Origin of the sequence: Streptomyces sp. HM190 (genome assembly GCF_009857135.1) — a bacterium.
Classification (GTDB): Bacteria; Actinomycetota; Actinomycetes; order Streptomycetales; family Streptomycetaceae; genus Streptomyces; species Streptomyces heilongjiangensis.
The window spans coordinates 7,452,529-7,473,036 of record NZ_CP047318.1; the positions used below are offsets into that span (position 1 = coordinate 7,452,529).

Consider the following 20,508-nt stretch of genomic DNA (forward strand, 5'->3'; position numbering starts at 1 on the left):
GTCAGTTCACTTCTTCCTGAGTGTCACGGGAGTCGTGGGTGTCACGGGAGTCGTGGGTGTCGCGCAGCGCGCGGTACGCGGCGACCAGGGCCGCCGTGGACGGGTCGAGTCCGGGCACGTCGGCGCCGTCGGTCAGGGCGGGTTCCACGCGCTTGGCGAGGACCTTGCCCAGCTCGACGCCCCACTGGTCGAAGGAGTCGATGTTCCAGATCGCGCCCTGGACGAACACCTTGTGCTCGTAGAGGGCGATCAGCTGGCCGAGGACCGAGGGGGTCAGCTCGGGTGCCAGCACGGTCGTCGTGGGGCGGTTGCCGTGGAACGTGCGGTGCGGCACCTGCTCCTCGGGCACCCCCTCGGCCCGCACCTCCTCGGCGGTCTTCCCGAAGGCCAGCGCCTGGCCCTGCGCGAAGAGGTTGGCCATCAACAGGTCGTGCTGCGCCGCGAGTTCGGGATCCATCCCGGCGACCGGGCGGGCGAAGCCGATGAGGTCCGCCGGGACCGTCTTGGTGCCCTGGTGCAGCAACTGGTAGTACGCGTGCTGACCGTTGGTGCCCGGCGTGCCCCACACCACCGGCCCGGTCTGCCACTCGACGGGGAGCCCGTCACGGCCCACCTGCTTGCCGTTGGACTCCATGTCCAGCTGCTGCAGATACGCGGTGAACCGGGACAGGTAGTGCGAGTAGGGCAGCACCGCGTGCGACTGGGCGTCGAAGAAGTCGCCGTACCAGACCCCCAGCAGCCCCAGCAGGAGCGGGGCGTTGGCCTGAGGCGGTGCCGTCCTGAAGTGCTCGTCGATCGTGCGGAACCCGTCGAGCAGTTCCCGGAAGCGGTCCGGTCCGATGGCGATCATCAGGGACAGGCCGATCGCCGAGTCGAAGGAGTAGCGCCCGCCGACCCAGTCCCAGAACTCGAACATGTTGTCCGGGTCGATCCCGAACCCGGCGACCTTCTCGGCGTTCGTCGACAGCGCCACGAAGTGCCGGGCCACCGCCTTCTCCGCCCCGCTCCCGGCGTCGCCGGAGGGCGCGGCTCCCCCGTCGCCGAGCCCGCGCAGCAGCCAGGACCGCGCCGACGTCGCGTTGGTGATCGTCTCGATCGTGGTGAACGTCTTCGAGGCGACGACGAACAGCGTCTCGGCCGGGTCGAGGTCGCGCACCGCCTCGTGCAGGTCGGCGCCGTCGACGTTCGACACGAACCGCACGGTCAGCGACCGGTCGGTGTACGGCCGCAGCGCCTCGTACGCCATCGCCGGGCCGAGGTCGGAGCCGCCGATGCCGATGTTGACGACATTGCGGATACGGCGGCCGGTGTGACCGGTCCACTCGCCGGAGCGGACCCTCTCGGCGAAGGCGGCCATCCGGTCCAGGACCGCGTGCACGGCCGGGACGACGTTCTCGCCGTCCACCTCCACCACGGCGTCACGCGGGGCGCGCAGCGCGGTGTGCAGGACCGCCCGGTCCTCGGTGATGTTGACGCGCTCGCCGCGGAACATCGCGTCCCGCTGCCCGAACACATCACTCGCCGCGGCGAGTTCCAGGAGCAGGGCGAGTGTCTCGTCGGTGATCAGGTGCTTGGAGTAGTCGATCCGCAGATCACCGGCGCGGACGACGTACCGCTCGGCGCGCCCGGGGTCGGCGGCGAACAGCTCGCGCAGCGAGGCGTGCAGCATCGGGCCCGCGCGGTGGTCCCCCAACTCGGCCCACTCCGGACGCCGGTTGAGACGAGGGGCGTCACTCATCACCGGCCCCCTTCCCGGTGTGCTCGCCGCCGCGCAGGGCGATGGCGTACATCTCGTCCGCGTCCAGGCGGCGCAGCTCCTCGGCGATCAGCTCGGAGGTGGCGCGCACCTTCAGGGCAAGGGTGCGCGACGGCTGGCCCGGCAGGGTGAGCGTGGCGAGCGGGCCCTCGGGGCGGTCGATGACGATCTCACCGTGCTCCGTGCCGAGCCGTACGCCCGTGACGACCGGTCCGGCGGTCACGACTCGCTCGACGGCGACCCCGAGGCGGGCCTCCAGCCAGCGGGCCAGCAGTTCGGCGCTCGGGTTGTCGGCCTCGCTGTCCACGGCCGCCGAGGTGATCTCCGTGCGGGCCTGGTCCAGGGCGGCGGCGAGCATGGAACGCCACGGTGTCAGCCGCGTCCAGGCCAGGTCGGTGTCACCGGGGGTGTAGGAGGCGAGCCGCTGCTCCAGCGCGACGAGCGGGGAGTCGACGGCGTACATGTCGGTGATCCGGCGCTGCGCCAGCGCGCCCAGCGGGTCCTTCGCCGGGTTCTCCGGGGCGTCCACCGGCCACCACACCACGACCGGTGCGTCCGGCAGCAGCAGCGGCAGGACGACGGAGTCGGCGTGGTCGGAGACCTCGCCGTACGTCCGCAGCACCACGGTCTCGCCGGTGCCCGCGTCGGCGCCCACCCGCACCTCGGCGTCCAGGTGCGACCGGGTGCGGTCGCGGGGGGTGCGGGCGTGCCGCTTGATGACGACCAGGGTGCGCGAGGGATGCTCGTGCGAGGCCTCCTCGGCCGCCTTGATCGAGTCGTACGCGTTCTCCTCGTCCGTCACGATCACCATCGTGAGGACCATGCCCACGGCGGGCGTGCCGATGGCCCGGCGTCCCTGCACCAGGGCTTTGTTGATCTTGCTTGCCGTGGTGTCCGTCAGGTCGAATTTCATGGCCTGCGCCAGCTCCGTCCGTCTCGTGCGAGCATCTCGTCGGCTTCCTCGGGGCCCCAACTGCCCGAGGGGTACTGCGCGGGCCTGCCGTGCTTGGCCCAGTACTCCTCGATCGGGTCGAGGATCTTCCAGGACTCCTCCACCTCCTGGTGGCGGGGGAAGAGGTTGGCGTCGCCGAGCAGCACGTCCAGGATCAGCCGTTCGTACGCCTCCGGGCTGGACTCCGTGAACGACTCGCCGTACGCGAAGTCCATGGTGACGTCCCGGATCTCCATCGAGGTACCCGGCACCTTCGAACCGAAGCGCACGGTCATTCCCTCGTCCGGCTGCACCCGGATGACGATCGCGTTCTTCCCCAGTTCCTCGGTGGCCGTGGAGTCGAACGGGGAGTGCGGGGCGCTCTGGAAGACGACCGCGATCTCGGTGACCCGGCGGCCCAGCCGCTTGCCGGTGCGCAGATAGAACGGGACACCGGCCCAGCGGCGGTTGTCGATCTCCAGCTTGACGGCCGCGTAGGTGTCGGTGCGGGAGCCCGGGTCGATGCCGTCCTCCTCCAGGTAGCCGACCACCTTCTCACCGCCCTGCCAGGCCCCCGTGTACTGGCCGCGCACGGTGTGGGCGCCCAGATCGGCGGGAAGCCGCACGGACTTGAGGACCTTCAGTTTCTCGGTGAGCAGCGCCTCGGCGTCGAAGGCGATCGGCTCCTCCATGGCGGTGAGCGCCATCAGCTGCAGCAGGTGGTTCTGGATGACGTCACGGGCGGCGCCGATGCCGTCGTAGTAGCCGGCCCGGCCGCCGATGCCGATGTCCTCGGCCATGGTGATCTGCACGTGGTCCACGAAGGACCGGTTCCAGATCGGCTCGTACATCTGGTTGGCGAACCGCAGGGCCAGGAGGTTCTGGACGGTCTCCTTGCCCAGGTAGTGGTCGATGCGGAAGACCTGGTCCGGGTCGAACACCTCGTGCACGATCTCGTTCAGGTCGATGGCGCTGGCCAGGTCGTGACCGAACGGCTTCTCGATGACCGCGCGCCGCCAGGAGCCCTCGGGCGCGTCGGCCAGCCCGTGCTTCTTCAGCTGCTGGACGACCTTCGGGAAGAACTTCGGCGGTACGGAGAGGTAGAACGCGAAGTTGCCGCTGGTGCCCCGCGAGGCGTTCAACTCCGCGACGGCCGAGCGCAGTTGCCGGAACGCCTCGTCGTCGTCGAAGTCGCCCGGCACGAACCGCATGCCCTCGGAGAGCTGCTGCCAGACCTCCTCGCGGAACTCGGTGCGCGCGTGCTCGCGCACCGCGTCGTGCACCACTTGCGCGAAGTCCTGGTCCTCCCAGTCCCGGCGGGCGAAGCCCACCAGTGAGAAGCCCGGCGGGAGCAGCCCGCGGTTGGCCAGGTCGTACACGGCCGGCATCAGCTTCTTGCGGGACAGGTCACCGGTCACCCCGAAGATGACGAGACCGGAGGGGCCCGCGATCCGGGGGAGCCGGCGGTCGCGGGCGTCCCGCAGCGGGTTGGCCCAGTCGCCCGCCCCGAGAGCGGTCGTCTCCACGGTCATTCCCCATCAACTCCCTTGCTGTTCATGGACTTCGCCACCGCGTCCAGCAGGTCCTGCCACGCCGCCGTGAACGTGGCGACGCCCTCCTCCTCCAACTGCCGCACCACCTCGTCGTAGGAGACGCCGAGCGCCTCCACGGCCGCGAGATCGGCGCGGGCCTGGGCGTAGCCACCGGTCACGGTGTCGCCGCGGATCACCCCGTGCGCGGCGGTGGCGCGCAGGGTCGCCTCCGGCATCGTGTTGACCGTGCCCGGCGCCACCAGCTCGTCGACGTACAGGGTCGGCTTGTAGGCCGGGTCCTTCACCCCGGTCGACGCCCACAGCGGGCGCTGCCGGTTGGCGCGGGCCCCGGCGAGCGCGGTCCAGCGGTCACCGGAGAACACCTCCTCGTACGCCTGGTAGGCGAGCCGCGCGTTGGCGAGCGCGGCGCGGCCCCGGAGCGCGAGCGCCGCGTCCGTGCCGAGCACCGTCAGCCGCTTGTCGATCTCGGTGTCGACGCGGGAGACGAAGAAGGAGGCGACGGAGTGGACGGCCGACAGGTCCAGGCCCTTGCGCTGCGCCTTCTCCAGGCCCGCCAGATACGCCTCCATCACCTCGCCGTAGCGCTCCAGCGAGAAGATCAGCGTGACGTTGACGCTGATGCCCAGGCCGACGACCTCGGTGATCGCCGGCAGACCCGCCCTCGTCGCCGGGATCTTGATCATGACGTTGGGGCGGTCGACCAGCCAGACGAGCTGCCTGGCCTCGGCGATCGTCGCACGGGTGTCGTGGGCCAGCCGGGGGTCCACCTCGATCGAGACCCGGCCGTCCCGCCCGTCCGTCGCCTCGTACACCGGGCGCAGGACGTCCGCGGCGGCGCGGACGTCGGCGGTCGTCATCATCCGGACGGCCTCGTCGACCGTCACTCCGCGCACCGCCAGGTCGCCGAGCTGCTCCTCGTAGCCCTCTCCCGAGCCGATCGCGGCCTGGAAGATCGACGGGTTGGTGGTCACGCCGACGACGTGACCGGACGCGACGAGCCGGGCGAGGGCGCCGGAGGCGATGCGGGCGCGGGAGAGGTCGTCGAGCCAGACGGAGACGCCCTCCTCGGAGAGCCGTCGCAGGGGGTCCGCGGCGGCCGTCGCCGCGGTCGTTTCGGTGGTCACAGTGATCATCTTCCTTCAGGCGCTCGCGTCAACCACGGACGGCGGCCAGGGATTCCCTCGCCGCGGTGACGACGTTCTCGGGGGTGAAGCCGTACTCGGCGAACAGGGTCTCGGCGTCGGCGGAGGCACCGAAGTGCTCCAGGGAGACGAGGCGACCGCTGTCACCGACGTACCGGTACCAGGTGAGACCGATACCGGCCTCGACCGCCACGCGGGCCTTCACGGACGGCGGCAGCACGCTCTCGCGGTACGCGCGAGGCTGCTCCTCGAACCACTCCACCGACGGCATCGACACCACCCGGGTCCCGACCCCCTCGGCCTCCAGCAGTTCCCGCGCGGCGACGGCGAGGCGCACCTCGGAGCCGGTGGCGAGGAGGATCACCTCCGGCGTCGCGGTCGAGGACTCCCGGAGCACGTAGCCGCCCTTCGCGGCGTCGGCGTTCGGCGCGTACGTGGGCACACCCTGGCGGGTGAGCGCCAGCCCGTGCGGCGCGGGGCGCGTGGTGTGCCGCCGCAGGATCTCCGCCCAGGCGATCGCGGTCTCGTTGGCGTCGGCCGGACGGACGACGTTCAGGCCGGGGATGGCGCGCAGCGAGGCCAGGTGCTCGACCGGCTGGTGGGTGGGGCCGTCCTCGCCGAGACCGATGGAGTCGTGCGTCCACACGTACGTCACGGGCAGGTGCATCAGGGCCGACAGCCGGACCGCGTTGCGCATGTAGTCGGAGAACACCAGGAAGGTGCCGCCGAAGACACGGGTGTTGCCGTGCAGCGCGATGCCGTTCATCTCGGCGGCCATGGCGTGCTCGCGGATGCCGAAGTGGATGGTGCGGCCGTACGGGTTCGCCTCCGGGAGCGGGTTGTCGGCCGGGAGGAACGACGACGTCTTGTCGATGGTGGTGTTGTTCGAACCGGCGAGGTCGGCGGAGCCGCCCCACAGTTCGGGGATGACGGCGCCGAGTGCCTGGAGGACCTTGCCGGACGCGGCGCGGGTCGCCACGGACGTGCCCTCCTCGAACACCGGCAGGTGCGCCTCCCAGCCCTCGGGCAGCCGGCCGGCCACCACTCGGTCGAACAGCTGTGCACGCTCGGGCTGGGCGGCGCGCCACTCGGCGATCCGCTTGTCCCAGGCGGCGTGCGTCTCGGCGCCCCGGTCGAGGGCCCGGCGCGTGTGCGCGAGGACGTCGTCGGCGACCTGGAAGGTCCTGTCCGGGTCGAAGCCGAGGACCCGCTTGGTGGCGGCGACCTCGTCCGCGCCGAGCGCGGAGCCGTGCGCGGCCTCGGTGTTCTGCGCGTTGGGGGCGGGCCAGGCGATGATCGTGCGCATCGCGATGAAGGAGGGACGCGAGGTCTCCTCCCGCGCCGCCAGCAGCGCGTCGTACAGGGCGTGCACGTCGACGTTCCCGTTGAACGCCGGCTCGATCCGCTGGACGTGCCAGCCGTACGCCTCGTACCGCCCCAGCACGTCCTCGGAGAACGCGGTGGCGGTGTCGCCCTCGATGGAGATGTGGTTGTCGTCGTAGAGGAACACCAGGTTGCCGAGCTTCTGGTGGCCCGCCAGGGACGACGCCTCCGCGGAGATGCCCTCCTCCAGGTCGCCGTCGGAGACGATCGCCCAGACCGTGTGGTCGAACGGGGACGTGCCCTCGGGCGCGTCCGGGTCGAACAGGCCGCGCTCGTAGCGGGCGGCCATCGCCATGCCGACGGCGTTGGCGACCCCCTGCCCCAGCGGACCCGTGGTGGTCTCCACCCCCGCCGTGTGCCCGTACTCGGGGTGACCCGGCGTCTTCGAACCATGGGTCCTAAACGCCTTCAGGTCGTCCAGCTCCAGCTCGTACCCGGCGAGGAACAGCTGGGTGTACAGCGTCAGCGAGGTGTGGCCGGGGGAGAGGACGAAGCGGTCACGGCCGGTCCACTCGGGATCGGCGGGGTCGTGTCGCATCACCTTCTGAAAGAGCGTGTACGCGGCGGGCGCCAGGCTCATCGCCGTGCCGGGGTGCCCGTTGCCGACCTTCTGGACGGCGTCGGCCGCCAGCAGGCGCGCGGTGTCGACGGCACGTCGGTCGAGTTCTGTCCAGTTCATCTTCAAGAAGTCCTCGATAGGTGCGGCGGATTGGCTCTTGTGCCTTCAAAGCTAAAAGTCTGACTTTTGAGAAGGAAGGTTGTCGTGTGCCACCCTTCGGTGAAACTGGGACACCGGCGGACCGGGGCGGGCGAGAGCATGAAGGACACGGACAGCGGGGACGGCGACGGCACCGGGGAGGGCGGCCGCATCACCACCGTCCCGTTCCCGGCGGACCTCAGCCTCTTCGGCGTCGGGATGCGGGTCGGCCCCATGGGCGACCGCCGCACCTGGCACGCGGACGTCCCCCTGGAACGGGTGCACCGCATCGACTTCCACGTGGTGATGCTGTTCGACCACGGCCCGGTCACCCACATGGTCGACTTCACCGAGTACGAGGCGGACGCGGGCGATCTGCTGTGGATCCGCCCCGGACAGGTGCATCGCTTCTCACACACCACCGGGTACCGCGGGACCGTCCTCACCATGCAACCCGGCTTCCTGCCCCGGGAGACCGTCGAGGCCACCGGCCTCTACCGCTACGACCTGCCCCCGCTGCTCCGCCCCGACGCGGCCGGGCTCGCCGGCCTGCGCGCCTCCCTGGCACATCTGGAGCGCGAGTACGTCGACACGACCACCCTGCCGCTCACCCTGCACACCGCCGTGCTGCGGCACTCCCTGACGGCTCTTCTGCTGCGCCTCGCCCATCTCGCGGACAGCGCGGCCGGGGCGTCCCCGAGTCACCACGACACGACCTTCACCCGCTTCCGGGACGCCGTGGAGCGTGAGTTCACCACCAACCACAGCGTCAGCGCGTACGCCGACGCCCTCGGCTACTCGCGCCGCACCCTGGTGAGGGCGGTGCGCGCCGCCACCGGGGAGACCCCGAAGGGCTTCATCGACAAGCGGGTGGTCCTGGAGGCGAAACGGCTGCTGGCCCACACCGACCTGCCGACGGGCCGCGTCGGCGCGGCGGTGGGCTTCCCCGACTCGGCGAACTTCTCCAAGTTCTTCCAGCTGCACACCGGGACGACGCCCATGGCGTTCCGGGCGGAGATGCGCTGACCGCGCCGTCCGGGCGGCACCCGAGAGGGCCGCGCACGGGAAAGGGGCCCCGCCCGTGGACGGAGCCCCTCCCCGTGGGGTTCGACGACCCGCTCAGCGGGCGAAGTTGAACCAGTTCACGTTGACGAAGTCCTGCGGCTGGCCGCTCGTGAAGGTCAGGTACACGTCGTGCGTCCCGGTGACGCGGCTCATGTTCGCGGGCACCGTCCGCCAGGACTGCCAGCCGCCGGTGTTGGCGAGGGAGAAACTGCCGACGGGGGCGTTGGACCGGCTGTCCAGGCGGACCTCGACGAGTCCGCTCACGCCGGCGTTCGCCCCGCTTGCCACCCGGGCCACGAACTGCGTGGCCCCCACGGACCCGAAGTCGACCTTCTGGAACAGCGCCCAGTCGCCGCCCGCGAGGGAGCCGATGTTCTGGCCGCCGCCGGAGTCGGACGTGCTCTCGGTGCTGACCCCGCTCTGACCGTTGAACGACTCGGCCTGGATGGTGCTGTACGCGTCACGGGTGCCCGACGGTGGGGGATTGGTGGTGCCCCCGGCGGCCGACAGCACCTGCACGTAGTCGACGACCATGGGGACACCGGAGCGGGTGTCGCCGTCCAGTCCGCCGCCGAACGCGTCGGGGAAGGCGCCGCCCATGGCCACGTTGAGGATGACGAAGAAGCCGTGGTTGGTGGCGTTGTTCCAGGTCGTCGCGTCCATCTGGCCGGCGTTGACCGAGTGGAACTGCGTGCCGTCGACGGAGAACCGGATCGTCTCCGGGGTGACCGAGCGGTCCCACTCCATGGTGTAGGTGTGGAAGCCGGACTGGCAGGTGGTACCCGGGCAGGCGGTGGAGTTGCCGATGCCGGTCGTCTCGTTGCACGGGCCGCCGGGGTTGGTGCCGCAGTGCATGGTGGCCCACACCTGGTTGCGTCCCTGGACGTTCTCCATGATGTCCAGCTCACCGACGCCCGGCCAGTTCTGGTAGTTGCCCCGGTAGGGCGCGCCCAGCATCCAGAACGCGGGCCAGTAGCCCTCGGCGGCCGTGCCCGTCACGTTCGGCATCTGGAGCCGGGACTCGACCCTCAGCTTGCCTCCGGCCGGGGGCTGGAAGTCGGTGCGGTTGGTCTCGATACGGCCCGAGGTCCATCTGCCCGCCGAGTCGCGCAGCGGGGTGATACGCAGATTGCCGTTGCCGTCGAGCGAGACGTTGGCGGTGCTGTTCGTCATGGTCTCGACCTCGCCGGTGCCCCAGTTGGCGGGCCCGCCGGGGTACGAGGTCCCGGTCGCGTACTGCCAGTTGGAGGTGTTCACACCGGAGCCGGCCGCGCCGTTGAAGTCGTCGAGGAAGACCTGGGTCCAACCGGAGGGCGGTGTGGGGGCGGCCCCCTGCGCCGTGGTCGCCCCCGCCGTGGCCAGCGCCAGCGCGCTGACGACGGCGAGGAGTACGCGCCGGAGCGGGCGGCGGGGGCGCCCGACGGGTGTGCCGGAGGGTTCACTCATGGCGGCCTCTTTGGGGTGGGGGAGTACGGAGTGAGGTGCGCGTGCGGAGAACGCTCTGCCGGTCCCGTACCTGAGAGCGCTCTCACGGAAGAGCGTGCGGCCAATGTGCGCTCCGCGGCTCCGGTCGTCAAGAGTTAAAGCAGAGAAAGTGCTTGCGGGGAGGGCGAGTTCACCCTGTGAAGATCACCGGTTCGCTGCCTGACCCGTTGTTCCATGGTCCGGCGGAGCGGCGCCCGCTAGCCTGCCCCCATGGTGGACACTCACGGCACGTGTACGGATCGATTCACGCCGGTGCGCGCGGCGTTGGCCGCCTCCCTGGCCGACAAGGACGTCGGGGCCTCGGTGGCGGTGTTCGTGGACGGTGAGCCGGAGGTCGACCTGTGGGGCGGCCACCTCGACGCGGAACGCACGATCCCCTGGGAGCGGGACACCCTCGTCAACGTCTGGTCCAGCACCAAGACGATGACCGCGCTGTGCGCGCTGATCCTCGCCGACCGCGGCGCCCTCGACCTGGACGCGCCGGTCGCCGCGTACTGGCCCGAGTTCGCCGCCGCGGGCAAGGAGGGCGTGCGGGTGAGCCATCTGCTCTCCCACACCGCCGGGCTGCCCGTCTTCGACGCGCCGACCACGCTGGAGGACCTCTACGACTGGCCGACGGCCACCGCCCGGCTCGCCGCGCAGGCACCCGCCTGGGAGCCCGGCACCGACGTCGGGTACCACGCGGTCACCCAGGGGTACCTCGTCGGGGAGGTCGTCCGCCGGGTCACCGGCCGCAGCCTCGGCGCGTTCTTCGCCGAGGAGGTCGCCGGGCCGCTGGGCGCCGACTTCCACATCGGCCTCGCCGCCGAGCACGACCACCGGGTCGCACCGATCCTCCCGCCGCCCTCCTCCCCACCCCGCCGGGGCCCGAAGCCCAACCCGGTCATCCCGCCGGACACCGCCAACACCCTCGCCTGGCGGCGCGCCGAGATCCCGGCCGCGGGCGGACACGGCAACGCCCGCTCGATCGCCGCGATACAGTCGCTGCCGGCCTGCGGAGGCGCGGCCCGGGGGGTGCGGCTGCTCTCGGAGAAGGGCTGCGAGCGGCTGCTGGAGGAGCAGTTCAACGGTACCGACCGGATCCTCGGCGTACCGCTGCGCTGGGGCCTCGGCTACGCCCTGGACACCGGCCACCTCCCCAACCCCCGCACCTGCTTCTGGGGCGGCTGGGGCGGCTCCCTCGTCCTCGTGGACCTCGACGCCCGGGTGTCCGTCGCCTACGCCATGAACCAGATGCTCGACGACGGCGGCCTCGTCGACGACCGCGCGTTCCAGATCCTCGCGGCGGTCTACGAGGGACTCACCGCCTGAACCTGCGCCGGGGCGCCCGGCGTCGGCGCGGGCGCGCCTCAGGAAGGCGGGGCGGGTGTCGGCGTCGGTCGGGTCGGTGGCGTGGCGGAGCGGCCCGGGATCAGGGACCCGCGGCCCGTGCCACGGGGGGCTCCGGGGTGCGGGGGCTCGTCAGGCTGCCAGCCCAGGGCTCGGGAGATGCCCCTCGCCGCGACCCGTACCGCGGGCGTCAGCACCGGGACCTGTGCGCCCGCCTGGGGGACGACCACCGACACCGCGGCGACCACCGCCCCGCCCGGTCCCCGGACCGGTGCCGCCACCGACAGGGCGTCCTCCGTGACCTGACGGCTGCTCACCGCCACTCCCGTGCGCCGTACTTCGGCCAGGACCCGGCGCAACCGGGCGCCGTCGGTGATGGTGTACGGCGTGAAGGCGGCCAACTCCCGTCGGCAGTAGCTCTCCTGGGACTCGGGATCGCCGTGCGCGAGCAGCGCCAGTCCCACGCCCGTCGCGTGCAGCGGCCAGCGGGCGCCGACCCGGATGTGGACGCCGACGGCCGACCGCCCGGAGAACCACTCGATGTAGACGACCTCGTCGCCGTCGCGCACCGCCAGCTGCACGTTCTCGTGCGTCGCCTCGTACAGGTCCTCCAGGTACGGCAGCGCGATCTGCCGCAGCGCCAGTCCGCGCGGGGCGAGCGCCGCGACCTCCCACAGCCGCAGCCCCACGTGGTAGATCCCGTCCGCGTCGCGCTCCAGGGCGCCCCATTCGGTGAGCGCGCCCACCAGGCGGTGTGCCGTGGTGAGGGTCAGCCCGGCCCGGCGGCTGATGTCGGTCAGCGTCAGCGCCGGATGGTCGTGGTCGAAGGCCGCCAGCACGGCGAGCAGCCGGTCCGGGGCGGAGCGCGCGGCCCCCGGCTCCGGCAGCGCGTCGGCGGTCATCGGCACCGGGTCACCCCAGTCCGCCCTCGGTGACCTTCTGGAGCAGGGCGTGCAGCGCGTCACGCTCGGCGGCGTCCAGCGGCCCCAGCAGCTCGTCGGTGACGCGCCGGCCCGCCTCGTCGGTGTCCCGCAGGAAGGCGCGGCCGTCCTCGGTCAGCACCACGATCCGGCTGCGCCGGTCGTCGGGTGAGGGGCGCCGCTCGGCGAGGCCGAGCTTCTCCAGGTCGTCGACCAGGCCGACGATCGCGCTCGGGTCGTACCCGAGGGAGGCGCTCAGCTCCCGCTGGAGCGCGCCCGGTGTGGTCGTCAGGAAGCGAAGCAGGGCGTAGTGGCGCAGCCTGAGCCCCGACTCCTGCAACGACGCGTTGAACAGCTGCCCCGAGCGCAGCCCCAGGCGGTACAGCAGATACCCCGTGTCCGCGTGCAGCCCGCGCATCCACGGCTCGCGCGCGTCGATCGAGGCGGAGTTCTGAGTCTGCTGGCCGGCGATGGCGGGCTCCCTGGTCGAGGCCCCAGCGGGGCGGCACGTACGTACTGCCCCACAGGATGCCTCAAAGACCTCGGCTCAACAACTATTGACGTCAACAACTATTGCTCTTAACTTCGATTTCGAAGCCGCGCAGCCATCCGCGCTGTCATTCCGAAGGGACCCCACTCGTGCCCAGCATCGATCTCACCGGCAAGGTCGCCGTCGTCACCGGCAGTGGCCGTGGCCTCGGACTGGCCTACGCCCAGGCCCTCGCCGCCGCCGGCGCCTCCGTGGTCGTCAACGACATCGACGAGGCCGTGGCCGAAGCGGCCGTGAAGGCCATCACCGAGGCGGGCGGCACGGCCGTCGCCGAGGTCGTCCCGGTCGGCACCACCGAGGCCGCCGACCGGCTGGTGGGCCGCGCCGTGGCGGAGTTCGGGCGGCTCGACATCCTCGTCACCAACGCGGGCATCCTCCGCGACAAGGTGCTGTGGAAGATGTCCGACGACGACTTCGACGCCGTGATCACCACCCACCTCAAGGGCACCTTCACCTGCGCCCGCGCCGCCGCGATCCGCATGCGCGAGCAGGGCGAGGGCGGCACCCTGATCCTCGTCGGCTCCCCGGCCGGACAGCGCGGCAACTTCGGCCAGACGAACTACGCCGCCGCCAAGGCCGGCATCGCCGCCTTCGCCCGTACCTGGGCGATGGAGCTGGGCCGCGCGAACATCACCGTGAACGCGATCATCCCGGTCGCCGCCACCGCGATGACCGAGACCATCCCGGTCTTCGCCCCCTACGTGGAGGCCCTGCGCGAGGGCAAGCCGTTCCCGGACTTCCTGCGCAAGGGCGAGGGCTTCGGCACCCCCGAGGACTGCGCCGCCCTGGTCCCGTTCCTCGCCTCCGAGGCCGCCCGCGGTGTCACCGGCCAGGCGATCGGCATCGGCGGCGACAAGGTGGCACTCTGGTCGCACCCGCAGGAGATCAAGACGGCGTACGCGAACGGCGGCTGGACCCCCGAGGCGCTCGCCGACGTCTGGCCGACCTCGCTGGGCGCCGAACCGCAGACCGTGGGCATCCCCGCCCCGAGGATCCCGGAGGCGTGATGAGCACCGCAGGTCCCGTCATGAACGTCGACGAACTGGTCGCGATCGACGTCCACACCCACGCCGAGGTGTCGTCGAAGAAGGGCACGTCGTCGCTGGACGACCACCTCCACGACGCCTCCTCCGCGTACTTCAAGGTCGAGGGCAAGCGCAAGCCGACCCTGGAGGAGACGGCCGCCTACTACCGCGAGCGGAAGATGGCCGCCGTGATCTTCACGGTGGACGCCGAGTCCGCGACCGGCACCGAGCCCGTCCCCAACGAGGAGGTCGCCGAGGCGGCCGCCGCCAACGCGGACGTGCTGATCCCGTTCGCCTCCATCGACCCCTTCCGCGGCCGGGCCGGTGTGAAGCGGGCCCGCCGCCTGGTCGAGGAGTACGGGGTGAAGGGCTTCAAGTTCCACCCCAGCATCCAGGGCTTCTTCCCCAACGACCGCTCGGTGGCGTACGACCTGTACGAGGTCATCGAGGAGACCGGCACCATCGCCCTCTTCCACACCGGGCAGACGGGCATCGGCGCGGGTGTCCCCGGCGGGGGCGGCATCCGGCTGAAGTACTCCAATCCGCTGCACGTGGACGACGTCGCCGCCGACTTCCCCCATCTGAAGATCATCCTGGCTCATCCGTCCTTCCCCTGGCAGGACGAGGCGCTGGCGGTGGCCACCCACAAGCCGGGCGTGCACATCGACCTGTCCGGGTGGTCCCCGAAGTACTTCCCGCCGCAGCTGGTGCAGTACGCGAACACCCTGCTCAAGGACAAGGTCCTCTTCGGCTCCGACTATCCCGTCCTCACCCCCGACCGCTGGCTCGCCGACTTCGAGAAGCTGACGATCAAGGACGAGGTCAAGCCGAAGATCCTCAAGGAGAACGCCGCCCGGCTGCTCGGCCTGACGAAGCCATGACCACGCCGTGAGGGACACCCCCATGTGCAACGACGGACAGGGGCACAGACATGCGCAATGAGGGACTGGGGTCGTGGCCCGCCCGGCGGGCCCGCAAGACCCCGCAGCGCACCGCGCTGATCCACGGCGACACCGGCATCACCTACGCGGAGCTGTACGAGCGCACCACGCGCCTCGCCCACGCCCTGCGCGCCCGTGGCGTCCGCCGCGGCGACCGCATCGCCTACCTGGGACCGAACCACCCCTCCTACCTGGAGACGCTGTTCGCCGCCGGCACCCTCGGCGCGGTGTTCGTCCCGCTCAACACCCGCCTCGCCGGACCCGAGATCGCCTACCAGCTCACCGACTCCGGCGCCAAGGCCCTCGTGTACGCGCCCGGGTTCACCGCACTCGTCGCGGGACTGCCGGGCGACACCGACGTCCGCACGTACGTCGAGACCGGCGCCGAGTACGAGGCGCTGCTGGCCGGGGCGGACACCGAGCCGATCGACCAGCCCGTCACCGCCGACGACACCTGCATCATCATGTACACCTCGGGCACGACCGGCCGCCCCAAGGGCGCGATGCTCACGCACGGCAACATCATCTGGAACGCCGTCAACGTCCTCGTCGACCAGGACGTCATCGCCGACGAACGCGCCCTGGTCTCCGCCCCGCTGTTCCACACCGCCGGGCTGAACATGCTCACCCTGCCCGTGCTGCTCAAGGGCGGCACGTGCGTGCTGGTCGAGTCGTTCGTGCCGGAGGACACCTTCGACCTCATCGAGCGGCACCGGATCACGTTCATGTTCGGCGTGCCCACGATGTTCGACCAGGTGGCCCGGCACCCGCGCTGGGCCGACGCGGACCTGTCGTCGCTCAGGATGCTGTCCTGCGGCGGCTCACCGGTGCCGACCCCGCTCATCGCGACGTTCCAGGAGCGGGGGCTCACCTTCCTCCAGGGCTACGGGATGACGGAGGCCGCGCCCGGCACCCTCTTCCTCGACGCGGAGCACGCCGTGAGCAAGGCCGGCTCCGCGGGCGTCCCGCACTTCTTCAGCGATGTGCGGGTGGTCCGGCCGGACATGACCCCGGTCGGCGTGGACGAGCCCGGCGAGGTCGTGGTCCGGGGCCCGCACGTCATGCCCGGCTACTGGGGCCTGCCGGAGGAGACCGCCGCGGTGTTCGCCGACGGCTGGTTCCGCAGCGGGGACGCCGCCCGCGTCGACGAGGACGGGTACGTCTTCATCGTCGACCGCATCAAGGACATGATCATCTCCGGGGGCGAGAACGTCTACCCCGCCGAGATCGAGGACCAGCTCCTCGCCCACCCCGACATCGTCGAGTGCGCGGTCATCGGCGTACCCGACGACAAGTGGGGCGAGGTGCCGCGCGCGGTGGTCGTCCCGCGCGAGGGCGCCGCCCTGGACCCCGACGAGGTGCTGGCCTCACTGGCCGGACGGCTCGCCAAGTACAAGATCCCCAAGTCGGTCGTGATCGCCGAGGAGCTGCCCCGCACCGCCTCCGGCAAGTTGCTGAAGGCCCGGGTGCGCAAGCGCTACGGCAACGGCTGACCGATCATCAACTCCTCTCGAAAGCAGGAAACATGAGCATCACCGTGCACGGCATCGACGAGCTGAAGAAGCTCGCCGGCAGCGACCTCGGCGCCAGTGAGTGGATCGAGGTCACCCAGGAGCGCGTCAACACCTTCGCCGACGCGACCGGGGACCACCAGTGGATCCACGTCGACCCGGAGAAGGCCGCCGAGGGCCCCTTCGGCGCCCCCATCGCGCACGGCTACCTGACCCTGTCGCTGTTCATCCCGCTGTTCACCGAGCTGCTGGACGTCGAGGGCGTGTCCACGAAGGTCAACTACGGTCTGAACAAGGTGCGTTTCCCCTCCCCGGTGAAGGTCGGCGCCAAGATCCGCCTCGTCGGCAGGCTGGCCTCGGTGGAGGACGTTCCGGGCGGCGTGCAGATCACCGTCGACGGCACCATCGAGATCGAGGGCGCTCCCAAGCCGGCGGCCGTGCTGCAGAGCCTGTCGCGGTTCTACGCCTGACGGGGGCCCCGCACCGGGGCACCCCTGTGACGCCGGAGGGCGGAGCACTCCCCCATGGGCGCTCCGCCCTCCCGCGGGGACGGCCGGACCGCCGTCGGCCGGACTCCCCCCCGCGCCCTCGAACGGACCCGACGCTCACCGCACGTCCACGAACACCGGGTTCGTGTAGAACCAGGTGTCCTGCCAGGGGTCGCCGTCGCCCGGGGCGTGCGGGATCGGTCCGTGGGGGTCGACGGAGGCCCCCAGGTACCCCGGGCCGCTGCGGTTGCCGTCGCTGCCCCGCAGCCGCAGGTAGAACGGCTCGTCGCCGACCGTGATCGGCACCCGCAGGGTGTACGTGCCCTTGCGGCCCCCGACGTCCTCGGTGTGCACGACCCTGGTGTCCGGCGCCCGCCAGGAGTCCCGGTCGGCCACCCGGCCCCGCACCGCGCCCCGGATGACGTCGACGTGGGCCAACTCCGGCAGGATGCCCTGCGGGTTGGGGCGGGAAGCCGTCGTCACGGTCACCGTCAGGGTGAGTCTCTCGCCCCTGCGGGCCCGGAGCCGGCCGCCGAGCGTCACGCCCCGGCCGGGGGTGCGGTCCCGCTTCACCCGGACCTCCAGGCCGTCCAGCAGATGACCGTGGTCCAGCCAGACGCGGCCCGCCCGCAGGCCTGCCATCACGGCCCGGTAGCCGTAGCGGGTGACCCCCACATGGGTGCGGCTGAACTGGCCGGGCCAGAAGTCGCTGCCGGGCTGCGGGGTGTCCGTGTTCACCGGGTCGGGCAGCTTGCCGGTGGTGTCGAAGGTCTGCCCGGCGGGCCAGTCGCCGTTCTTCCAGGTGTCGAACACGATCCGGTGGGCGTCCGAGTTGGTGGTGACCGAGAACAGTCGGCCCTCGGCGAGCAGGGAGTCCCAGAGTCCGCCCACGGTCGCCGTCGACCAGTCGAAACCGCCGTACGTGAGGTACGCCTCCGCCGGGTAGCCGGGCCAGGACTGCGCGGACGGCTTGTTCTCGTACTCGCCCCGGACGGAGTTCGCGCCGCGCCAGCCGGGGATCGCGGCGCCCTGGGCGCCGGGCGCGCCCTCCATGCCGATCATGATCTCGGGGGCCGCGTCCCGCCAGGCACGCAGCTCGTGCGGGGAGTCGATGCCGAGCCGCATCGGGTGGTTGGCGAGCACCAGTACGTCGTCGACGTACCCCGAACGGCGCTGCTCCGCCAGCCACTGGACGGCCTTGACGGCGTGCGCCTCGTTGCGGGCCGTGTCCGCGCCGCCCACGGAGCCGTCGGTGTAGCCCAGCAGCTTGCCGTCGTAGGCGCGCTCGAAACGGGTGAGCAGGTCGACCTCGTGGGGGCCGGGCGTCGTGAAGACCGTGCCGTGCTCGGCGGCCGGGATGTACCACTCCAGGCCCTGGAAGATCAGCTGACGCGGGTTCTCGGCGCGGGCCCGGAGGATCTCCCGGTGCTCCAGCGCGGCCCCGAGGTCGGCGTGCCCGACGTTGGAGTGCTCGGTGAACACCATCCAGTCGAGGCCGTACCTCGCTCCCGCCGCGGCCAGTTGGGAGAACGTGTACTTGGCGTCGTGGCTGTACACGGAGTGGACGTGGTGGTCGCCTACGAGGTAGGCGAGGCGCGGGTCGTCGCCGCTGTGGCCTCTGGGGGCGGCGGCCGCGGGCGCGGCCACGGAGCCCAGGGCGAAGGCCGCGCCGAACAGGCCCGAGGCGCGCAGGAGGCCACGGCGCGACAGGCCCTGCGCGTCGAGAGCGGCGGGGGAGACGGACGGATCGGCCCAGTCGGGCAGTTGCTGTTCGGACATGGTCGTGCGAAGCCTTCCGGGAGGTCAGTGGTTCATGAACGAGGTGACGGGCAGGGCCCGTCCGACGACGCGGACGTCACCGAGCCGTCCGTGCAGGATCTGGTCGATCCTCCCCGCGTACTCGTAGCCGCCGAGGATCCACGGCAGTCCCACGGAGGTGAGGCCGACGGCCGCGGCCCTGGGGTTGCGGACGACCGGGCAGCCCTGGACGTACAGCGTGGTGTGCCGGCCGTCGTTGACGACCGCGAGGTGCCACCACGTCTCCAGCGGGGTCTCGTGGCCCCAGTTGGTCGCGACGCCCTGCTGGTTGAGCGGACGCGCCGCCCACTGCGGTTCGCGGTCGTTCGACAGCGACAGCGTGGCGAGCGGCTCGTCCGGGTCGTCCTCGGTCCTGCCCGCGGCGCCGCCCGTGCCGGTGCGGCCGAGGATGCCGGCCCACGCGTGGCGCGCCGGGTCCCAGTCGGCGGGCAGCCGGTAGAACGCCTCGATGGTGTAACCGTCGGCGAACGTCGCCGAGTTCAGGGGTGCCCCGTCGACCGTCCGCAGACAGGCGCCCGTCAGCGGCGGCTTCCCGCCGCGGAACTCCAGGCTGCCGTGGCCCGGCTGGTCCGGGTGGTGGTCGGCGGAGTAGGTGAGGGTGCCGCCGCGGACGGTGACCAGGGTGAGGTCGTTGCCGTGCCCTGAACGGTCCCGTACGAGGCCGTCGACGCTCGTCCCGTCGGCCTCGCCGTCGAACCGCCAGTACGCGAGTGTGCCCCGCACCAGCATCCTCGACACGGGCCGTGCGGGACGCGCGGGCACCGGGGCGAAGCCCGCGAACCGCTTCTCGAAGTCGAGGCCGACGGTGAACCGGTCGGCCTGGCCTGAGAGTTCGGCCTCCTGCCGCTCCAGCTCGTTGAGGCCCTCGGCCGCCCGGCCGAGGATCCACGGGGAGACCGTCTCCACGTCGACGGTGTTCCGGTCGAGGTCGAAGCGGTAGAGACGGATCATCGCGGCGCCGCCGAAGTACCGGTTCTGGTAGTTCGTCAGGTGCAGATGGACGTCGTTGCCCGCCGCGTTCCGCCGGACCGCGCGGGCCGCCGGCCAGTAGTGCCCGCCCAGCGCGAGGAAGATCTGGTCGTGGTCCGCGATCAGCCGGTCCCACAGCTGCTGTCCGTACGGGGAGAGGGAGCCGTCCGCGTCGACCAGCTCGTGGGTGGTGAGCACGACCGGCGTCCTCGGGTGCCGCGCCAGCACCGCCTCGGCCCACGCGTAGCCCTTCGCCGACAGCCGCCAGTCCAGAGCGAGCACCATCCACCGCCGCCCGCCCGCCTCGAAGAGGTGGAAGGAGTTGTAGCCGTCCGGGGAGGCGCCCCCGAACGTCCGCCGTCCCTCGAACCGTTCGGGGCCGAAGACATCCAGGTAGGGGGTCGGGCCCCGCTGGTCGTCGGTGGAGGAGCGGACGTCGTGGTTGCCCGCGAGGACGCTGTAGCCGACGCCCCTCCGGTCGAGCAGCCGGAACGCCTCGCCGATCGCCCCGCACTCCTGCCGTGTGCCGTTCTGCGTCAGGTCGCCGAGATGGGACAGGAAGACGATGTTCTCCTCCCGCCCGTGCTCCAGCACGTACCGCAGGGACGCCTCCACGGGCGCCCTGTCGATGCTCGGCCCGTCGAAGAGGTACTGCGTGTCCGGCATCACCGCCAGCGTGAACCGGCGGCTGTCGGGGTCGGGCCGCCACCGCGCCACCGCGGGCGACTCGGCGGCGGCCCCCGCGGTCCCGGCCGCCGGGACGACCGCCCCCGCCGCACCCATCAGCGCGGTCGCCCGCAGGAAGTTCCGTCTGCCGGCGCCGGCCTGCGGGGCCGCCTCGCCCTGGTCGTGCTCATGCGAAGTACACACCTGTGCTCCGTGGGGAAGTCCGTGGAAGGTCCGAGGGAAAGGGGGGAGGGGGAAGCGAGGGGGAAAGGAGTGAGA

Annotated in this window: 16 protein-coding genes; 6 read left to right on the plus strand and 10 right to left on the minus strand. The window is 71.6% G+C overall.

Annotated elements, in window-relative coordinates; translation table 11 throughout:
- Window position 1 precedes the first annotated feature (1 nt).
- Genes pgi through tkt form a run of 5 tightly spaced genes read right to left on the minus strand, consistent with a single transcriptional unit; the run spans window position 2 to window position 7,444 of the window.
- Window positions 2-1,738: a glucose-6-phosphate isomerase gene (pgi, locus tag GSY65_RS31920; RefSeq protein WP_159775070.1), complete on the minus strand. Its 1,737-nt coding sequence runs from the start codon at window positions 1,736-1,738 to the stop codon at window positions 2-4.
- Window positions 1,731-2,669 carry a glucose-6-phosphate dehydrogenase assembly protein OpcA gene (gene opcA, locus GSY65_RS31925; RefSeq protein WP_159775072.1) on the minus strand — a complete coding sequence of 313 codons (939 nt, stop codon included), beginning with the start codon at window positions 2,667-2,669 and terminating at the stop codon, window positions 1,731-1,733. Before opcA ends, pgi begins: the two co-directional genes overlap by 8 nt.
- Window positions 2,666-4,219 (minus strand): glucose-6-phosphate dehydrogenase, encoded by a 1,554-nt coding sequence (gene zwf, locus GSY65_RS31930; protein WP_159775074.1) that lies wholly within the window; start codon window positions 4,217-4,219, stop codon window positions 2,666-2,668. The genes opcA and zwf overlap by 4 nt, the downstream gene beginning before the upstream one ends.
- Window positions 4,216-5,373, minus strand: a complete 1,158-nt coding sequence (tal, locus tag GSY65_RS31935) for a transaldolase (RefSeq protein WP_159775076.1) — start codon at window positions 5,371-5,373, stop codon at window positions 4,216-4,218. The genes zwf and tal overlap by 4 nt, the downstream gene beginning before the upstream one ends.
- Window positions 5,374-5,392: 19 nt before the next feature.
- Entirely contained in the window at window positions 5,393-7,444 is a 2,052-nt protein-coding gene (tkt, locus tag GSY65_RS31940) for a transketolase (protein ID WP_159775078.1), read from the minus strand.
- Between the two features lie 138 nt (window positions 7,445-7,582).
- Here tkt and GSY65_RS31945 point away from each other — a divergent pair, with 138 nt between their 5' ends.
- A complete protein-coding gene (locus GSY65_RS31945; RefSeq protein WP_159776612.1) occupies window positions 7,583-8,488 on the plus strand; it encodes a helix-turn-helix transcriptional regulator in 906 nt (301 codons plus the stop codon).
- A gap of 93 nt (window positions 8,489-8,581) precedes the next feature.
- Here the strand turns inward: GSY65_RS31945 and GSY65_RS31950 are convergent, their stop codons facing one another.
- Window positions 8,582-9,973: a glycoside hydrolase family 16 protein gene (locus GSY65_RS31950; protein ID WP_159775080.1), complete on the minus strand. Its 1,392-nt coding sequence runs from the start codon at window positions 9,971-9,973 to the stop codon at window positions 8,582-8,584.
- A 249-nt stretch (window positions 9,974-10,222) separates the two neighbouring features.
- Here GSY65_RS31950 and GSY65_RS31955 point away from each other — a divergent pair, with 249 nt between their 5' ends.
- Window positions 10,223-11,323, plus strand: coding sequence for a serine hydrolase domain-containing protein (locus GSY65_RS31955; RefSeq protein WP_159775082.1), 1,101 nt, complete (start codon window positions 10,223-10,225; stop codon window positions 11,321-11,323).
- A 38-nt stretch (window positions 11,324-11,361) separates the two neighbouring features.
- On the opposite strand, the gene GSY65_RS31960 is transcribed toward GSY65_RS31955, so the two are convergent.
- On the minus strand, window positions 11,362-12,243 hold the full coding sequence (locus GSY65_RS31960) for an IclR family transcriptional regulator (protein ID WP_159775084.1): 882 nt from the start codon (window positions 12,241-12,243) through the stop codon (window positions 11,362-11,364).
- Window positions 12,244-12,253: 10 nt separating this feature from the next.
- Entirely contained in the window at window positions 12,254-12,679 is a 426-nt protein-coding gene (locus GSY65_RS31965; protein WP_159775086.1) for a MarR family winged helix-turn-helix transcriptional regulator, read from the minus strand.
- Between the two features lie 221 nt (window positions 12,680-12,900).
- On the opposite strand from GSY65_RS31965, the gene GSY65_RS31970 reads away from it, so the two are divergent.
- From GSY65_RS31970 to GSY65_RS31985, 4 genes are read left to right on the plus strand one after another with little or no spacing between them, the layout of a single operon-like run.
- Window positions 12,901-13,818, plus strand: a complete 918-nt coding sequence (locus GSY65_RS31970) for an SDR family oxidoreductase (protein ID WP_159775088.1) — start codon at window positions 12,901-12,903, stop codon at window positions 13,816-13,818.
- A 20-nt stretch (window positions 13,819-13,838) separates the two neighbouring features.
- Window positions 13,839-14,717 carry an amidohydrolase family protein gene (locus tag GSY65_RS31975; RefSeq protein ID WP_159776614.1) on the plus strand — a complete coding sequence of 293 codons (879 nt, stop codon included), beginning with the start codon at window positions 13,839-13,841 and terminating at the stop codon, window positions 14,715-14,717.
- A 50-nt stretch (window positions 14,718-14,767) separates the two neighbouring features.
- Window positions 14,768-16,270 carry an o-succinylbenzoate--CoA ligase gene (menE, locus tag GSY65_RS31980; protein WP_159775090.1) on the plus strand — a complete coding sequence of 501 codons (1,503 nt, stop codon included), beginning with the start codon at window positions 14,768-14,770 and terminating at the stop codon, window positions 16,268-16,270.
- A gap of 32 nt (window positions 16,271-16,302) precedes the next feature.
- The gene (locus GSY65_RS31985; protein WP_159775092.1) at window positions 16,303-16,758 is read left to right on the plus strand and encodes a MaoC family dehydratase; all 456 of its coding nucleotides are present in this window, start codon (window positions 16,303-16,305) and stop codon (window positions 16,756-16,758) included.
- A 135-nt stretch (window positions 16,759-16,893) separates the two neighbouring features.
- On the opposite strand, the gene GSY65_RS31990 is transcribed toward GSY65_RS31985, so the two are convergent.
- Window positions 16,894-18,555 (minus strand): PHP domain-containing protein, encoded by a 1,662-nt coding sequence (locus tag GSY65_RS31990; RefSeq protein ID WP_159775094.1) that lies wholly within the window; start codon window positions 18,553-18,555, stop codon window positions 16,894-16,896.
- A 24-nt stretch (window positions 18,556-18,579) separates the two neighbouring features.
- A complete protein-coding gene (locus GSY65_RS31995; RefSeq protein WP_159775096.1) occupies window positions 18,580-20,433 on the minus strand; it encodes a LamG-like jellyroll fold domain-containing protein in 1,854 nt (617 codons plus the stop codon).
- Between the last annotated feature and the right edge of the window lie 75 nt (window positions 20,434-20,508).

What these genes read in the sequence shown, in the direction of transcription:
- GSY65_RS31955 (WP_159775082.1), top strand. Translation starts at nt 10,223, where the DNA reads ATGGTGGACACTCACGGCACGTGTACGGATCGATTCACGCCGGTGCGC.
- GSY65_RS31965 (WP_159775086.1), bottom strand. Translation starts at nt 12,679, where the DNA reads ATGCGCGGGCTGCACGCGGACACGGGGTATCTGCTGTACCGCCTGGGG.
- GSY65_RS31945 (WP_159776612.1), top strand. Translation starts at nt 7,583, where the DNA reads ATGAAGGACACGGACAGCGGGGACGGCGACGGCACCGGGGAGGGCGGC.
- menE (WP_159775090.1), top strand. Translation starts at nt 14,768, where the DNA reads ATGCGCAATGAGGGACTGGGGTCGTGGCCCGCCCGGCGGGCCCGCAAG.
- tal (WP_159775076.1), bottom strand. Translation starts at nt 5,373, where the DNA reads ATGATCACTGTGACCACCGAAACGACCGCGGCGACGGCCGCCGCGGAC.
- GSY65_RS31975 (WP_159776614.1), top strand. Translation starts at nt 13,839, where the DNA reads ATGAACGTCGACGAACTGGTCGCGATCGACGTCCACACCCACGCCGAG.
- GSY65_RS31950 (WP_159775080.1), bottom strand. Translation starts at nt 9,973, where the DNA reads ATGAGTGAACCCTCCGGCACACCCGTCGGGCGCCCCCGCCGCCCGCTC.
- zwf (WP_159775074.1), bottom strand. Translation starts at nt 4,219, where the DNA reads ATGACCGTGGAGACGACCGCTCTCGGGGCGGGCGACTGGGCCAACCCG.
- GSY65_RS31985 (WP_159775092.1), top strand. Translation starts at nt 16,303, where the DNA reads ATGAGCATCACCGTGCACGGCATCGACGAGCTGAAGAAGCTCGCCGGC.
- tkt (WP_159775078.1), bottom strand. Translation starts at nt 7,444, where the DNA reads ATGAACTGGACAGAACTCGACCGACGTGCCGTCGACACCGCGCGCCTG.
- opcA (WP_159775072.1), bottom strand. Translation starts at nt 2,669, where the DNA reads ATGAAATTCGACCTGACGGACACCACGGCAAGCAAGATCAACAAAGCC.
- pgi (WP_159775070.1), bottom strand. Translation starts at nt 1,738, where the DNA reads ATGAGTGACGCCCCTCGTCTCAACCGGCGTCCGGAGTGGGCCGAGTTG.
- GSY65_RS31990 (WP_159775094.1), bottom strand. Translation starts at nt 18,555, where the DNA reads ATGTCCGAACAGCAACTGCCCGACTGGGCCGATCCGTCCGTCTCCCCC.
- GSY65_RS31960 (WP_159775084.1), bottom strand. Translation starts at nt 12,243, where the DNA reads ATGACCGCCGACGCGCTGCCGGAGCCGGGGGCCGCGCGCTCCGCCCCG.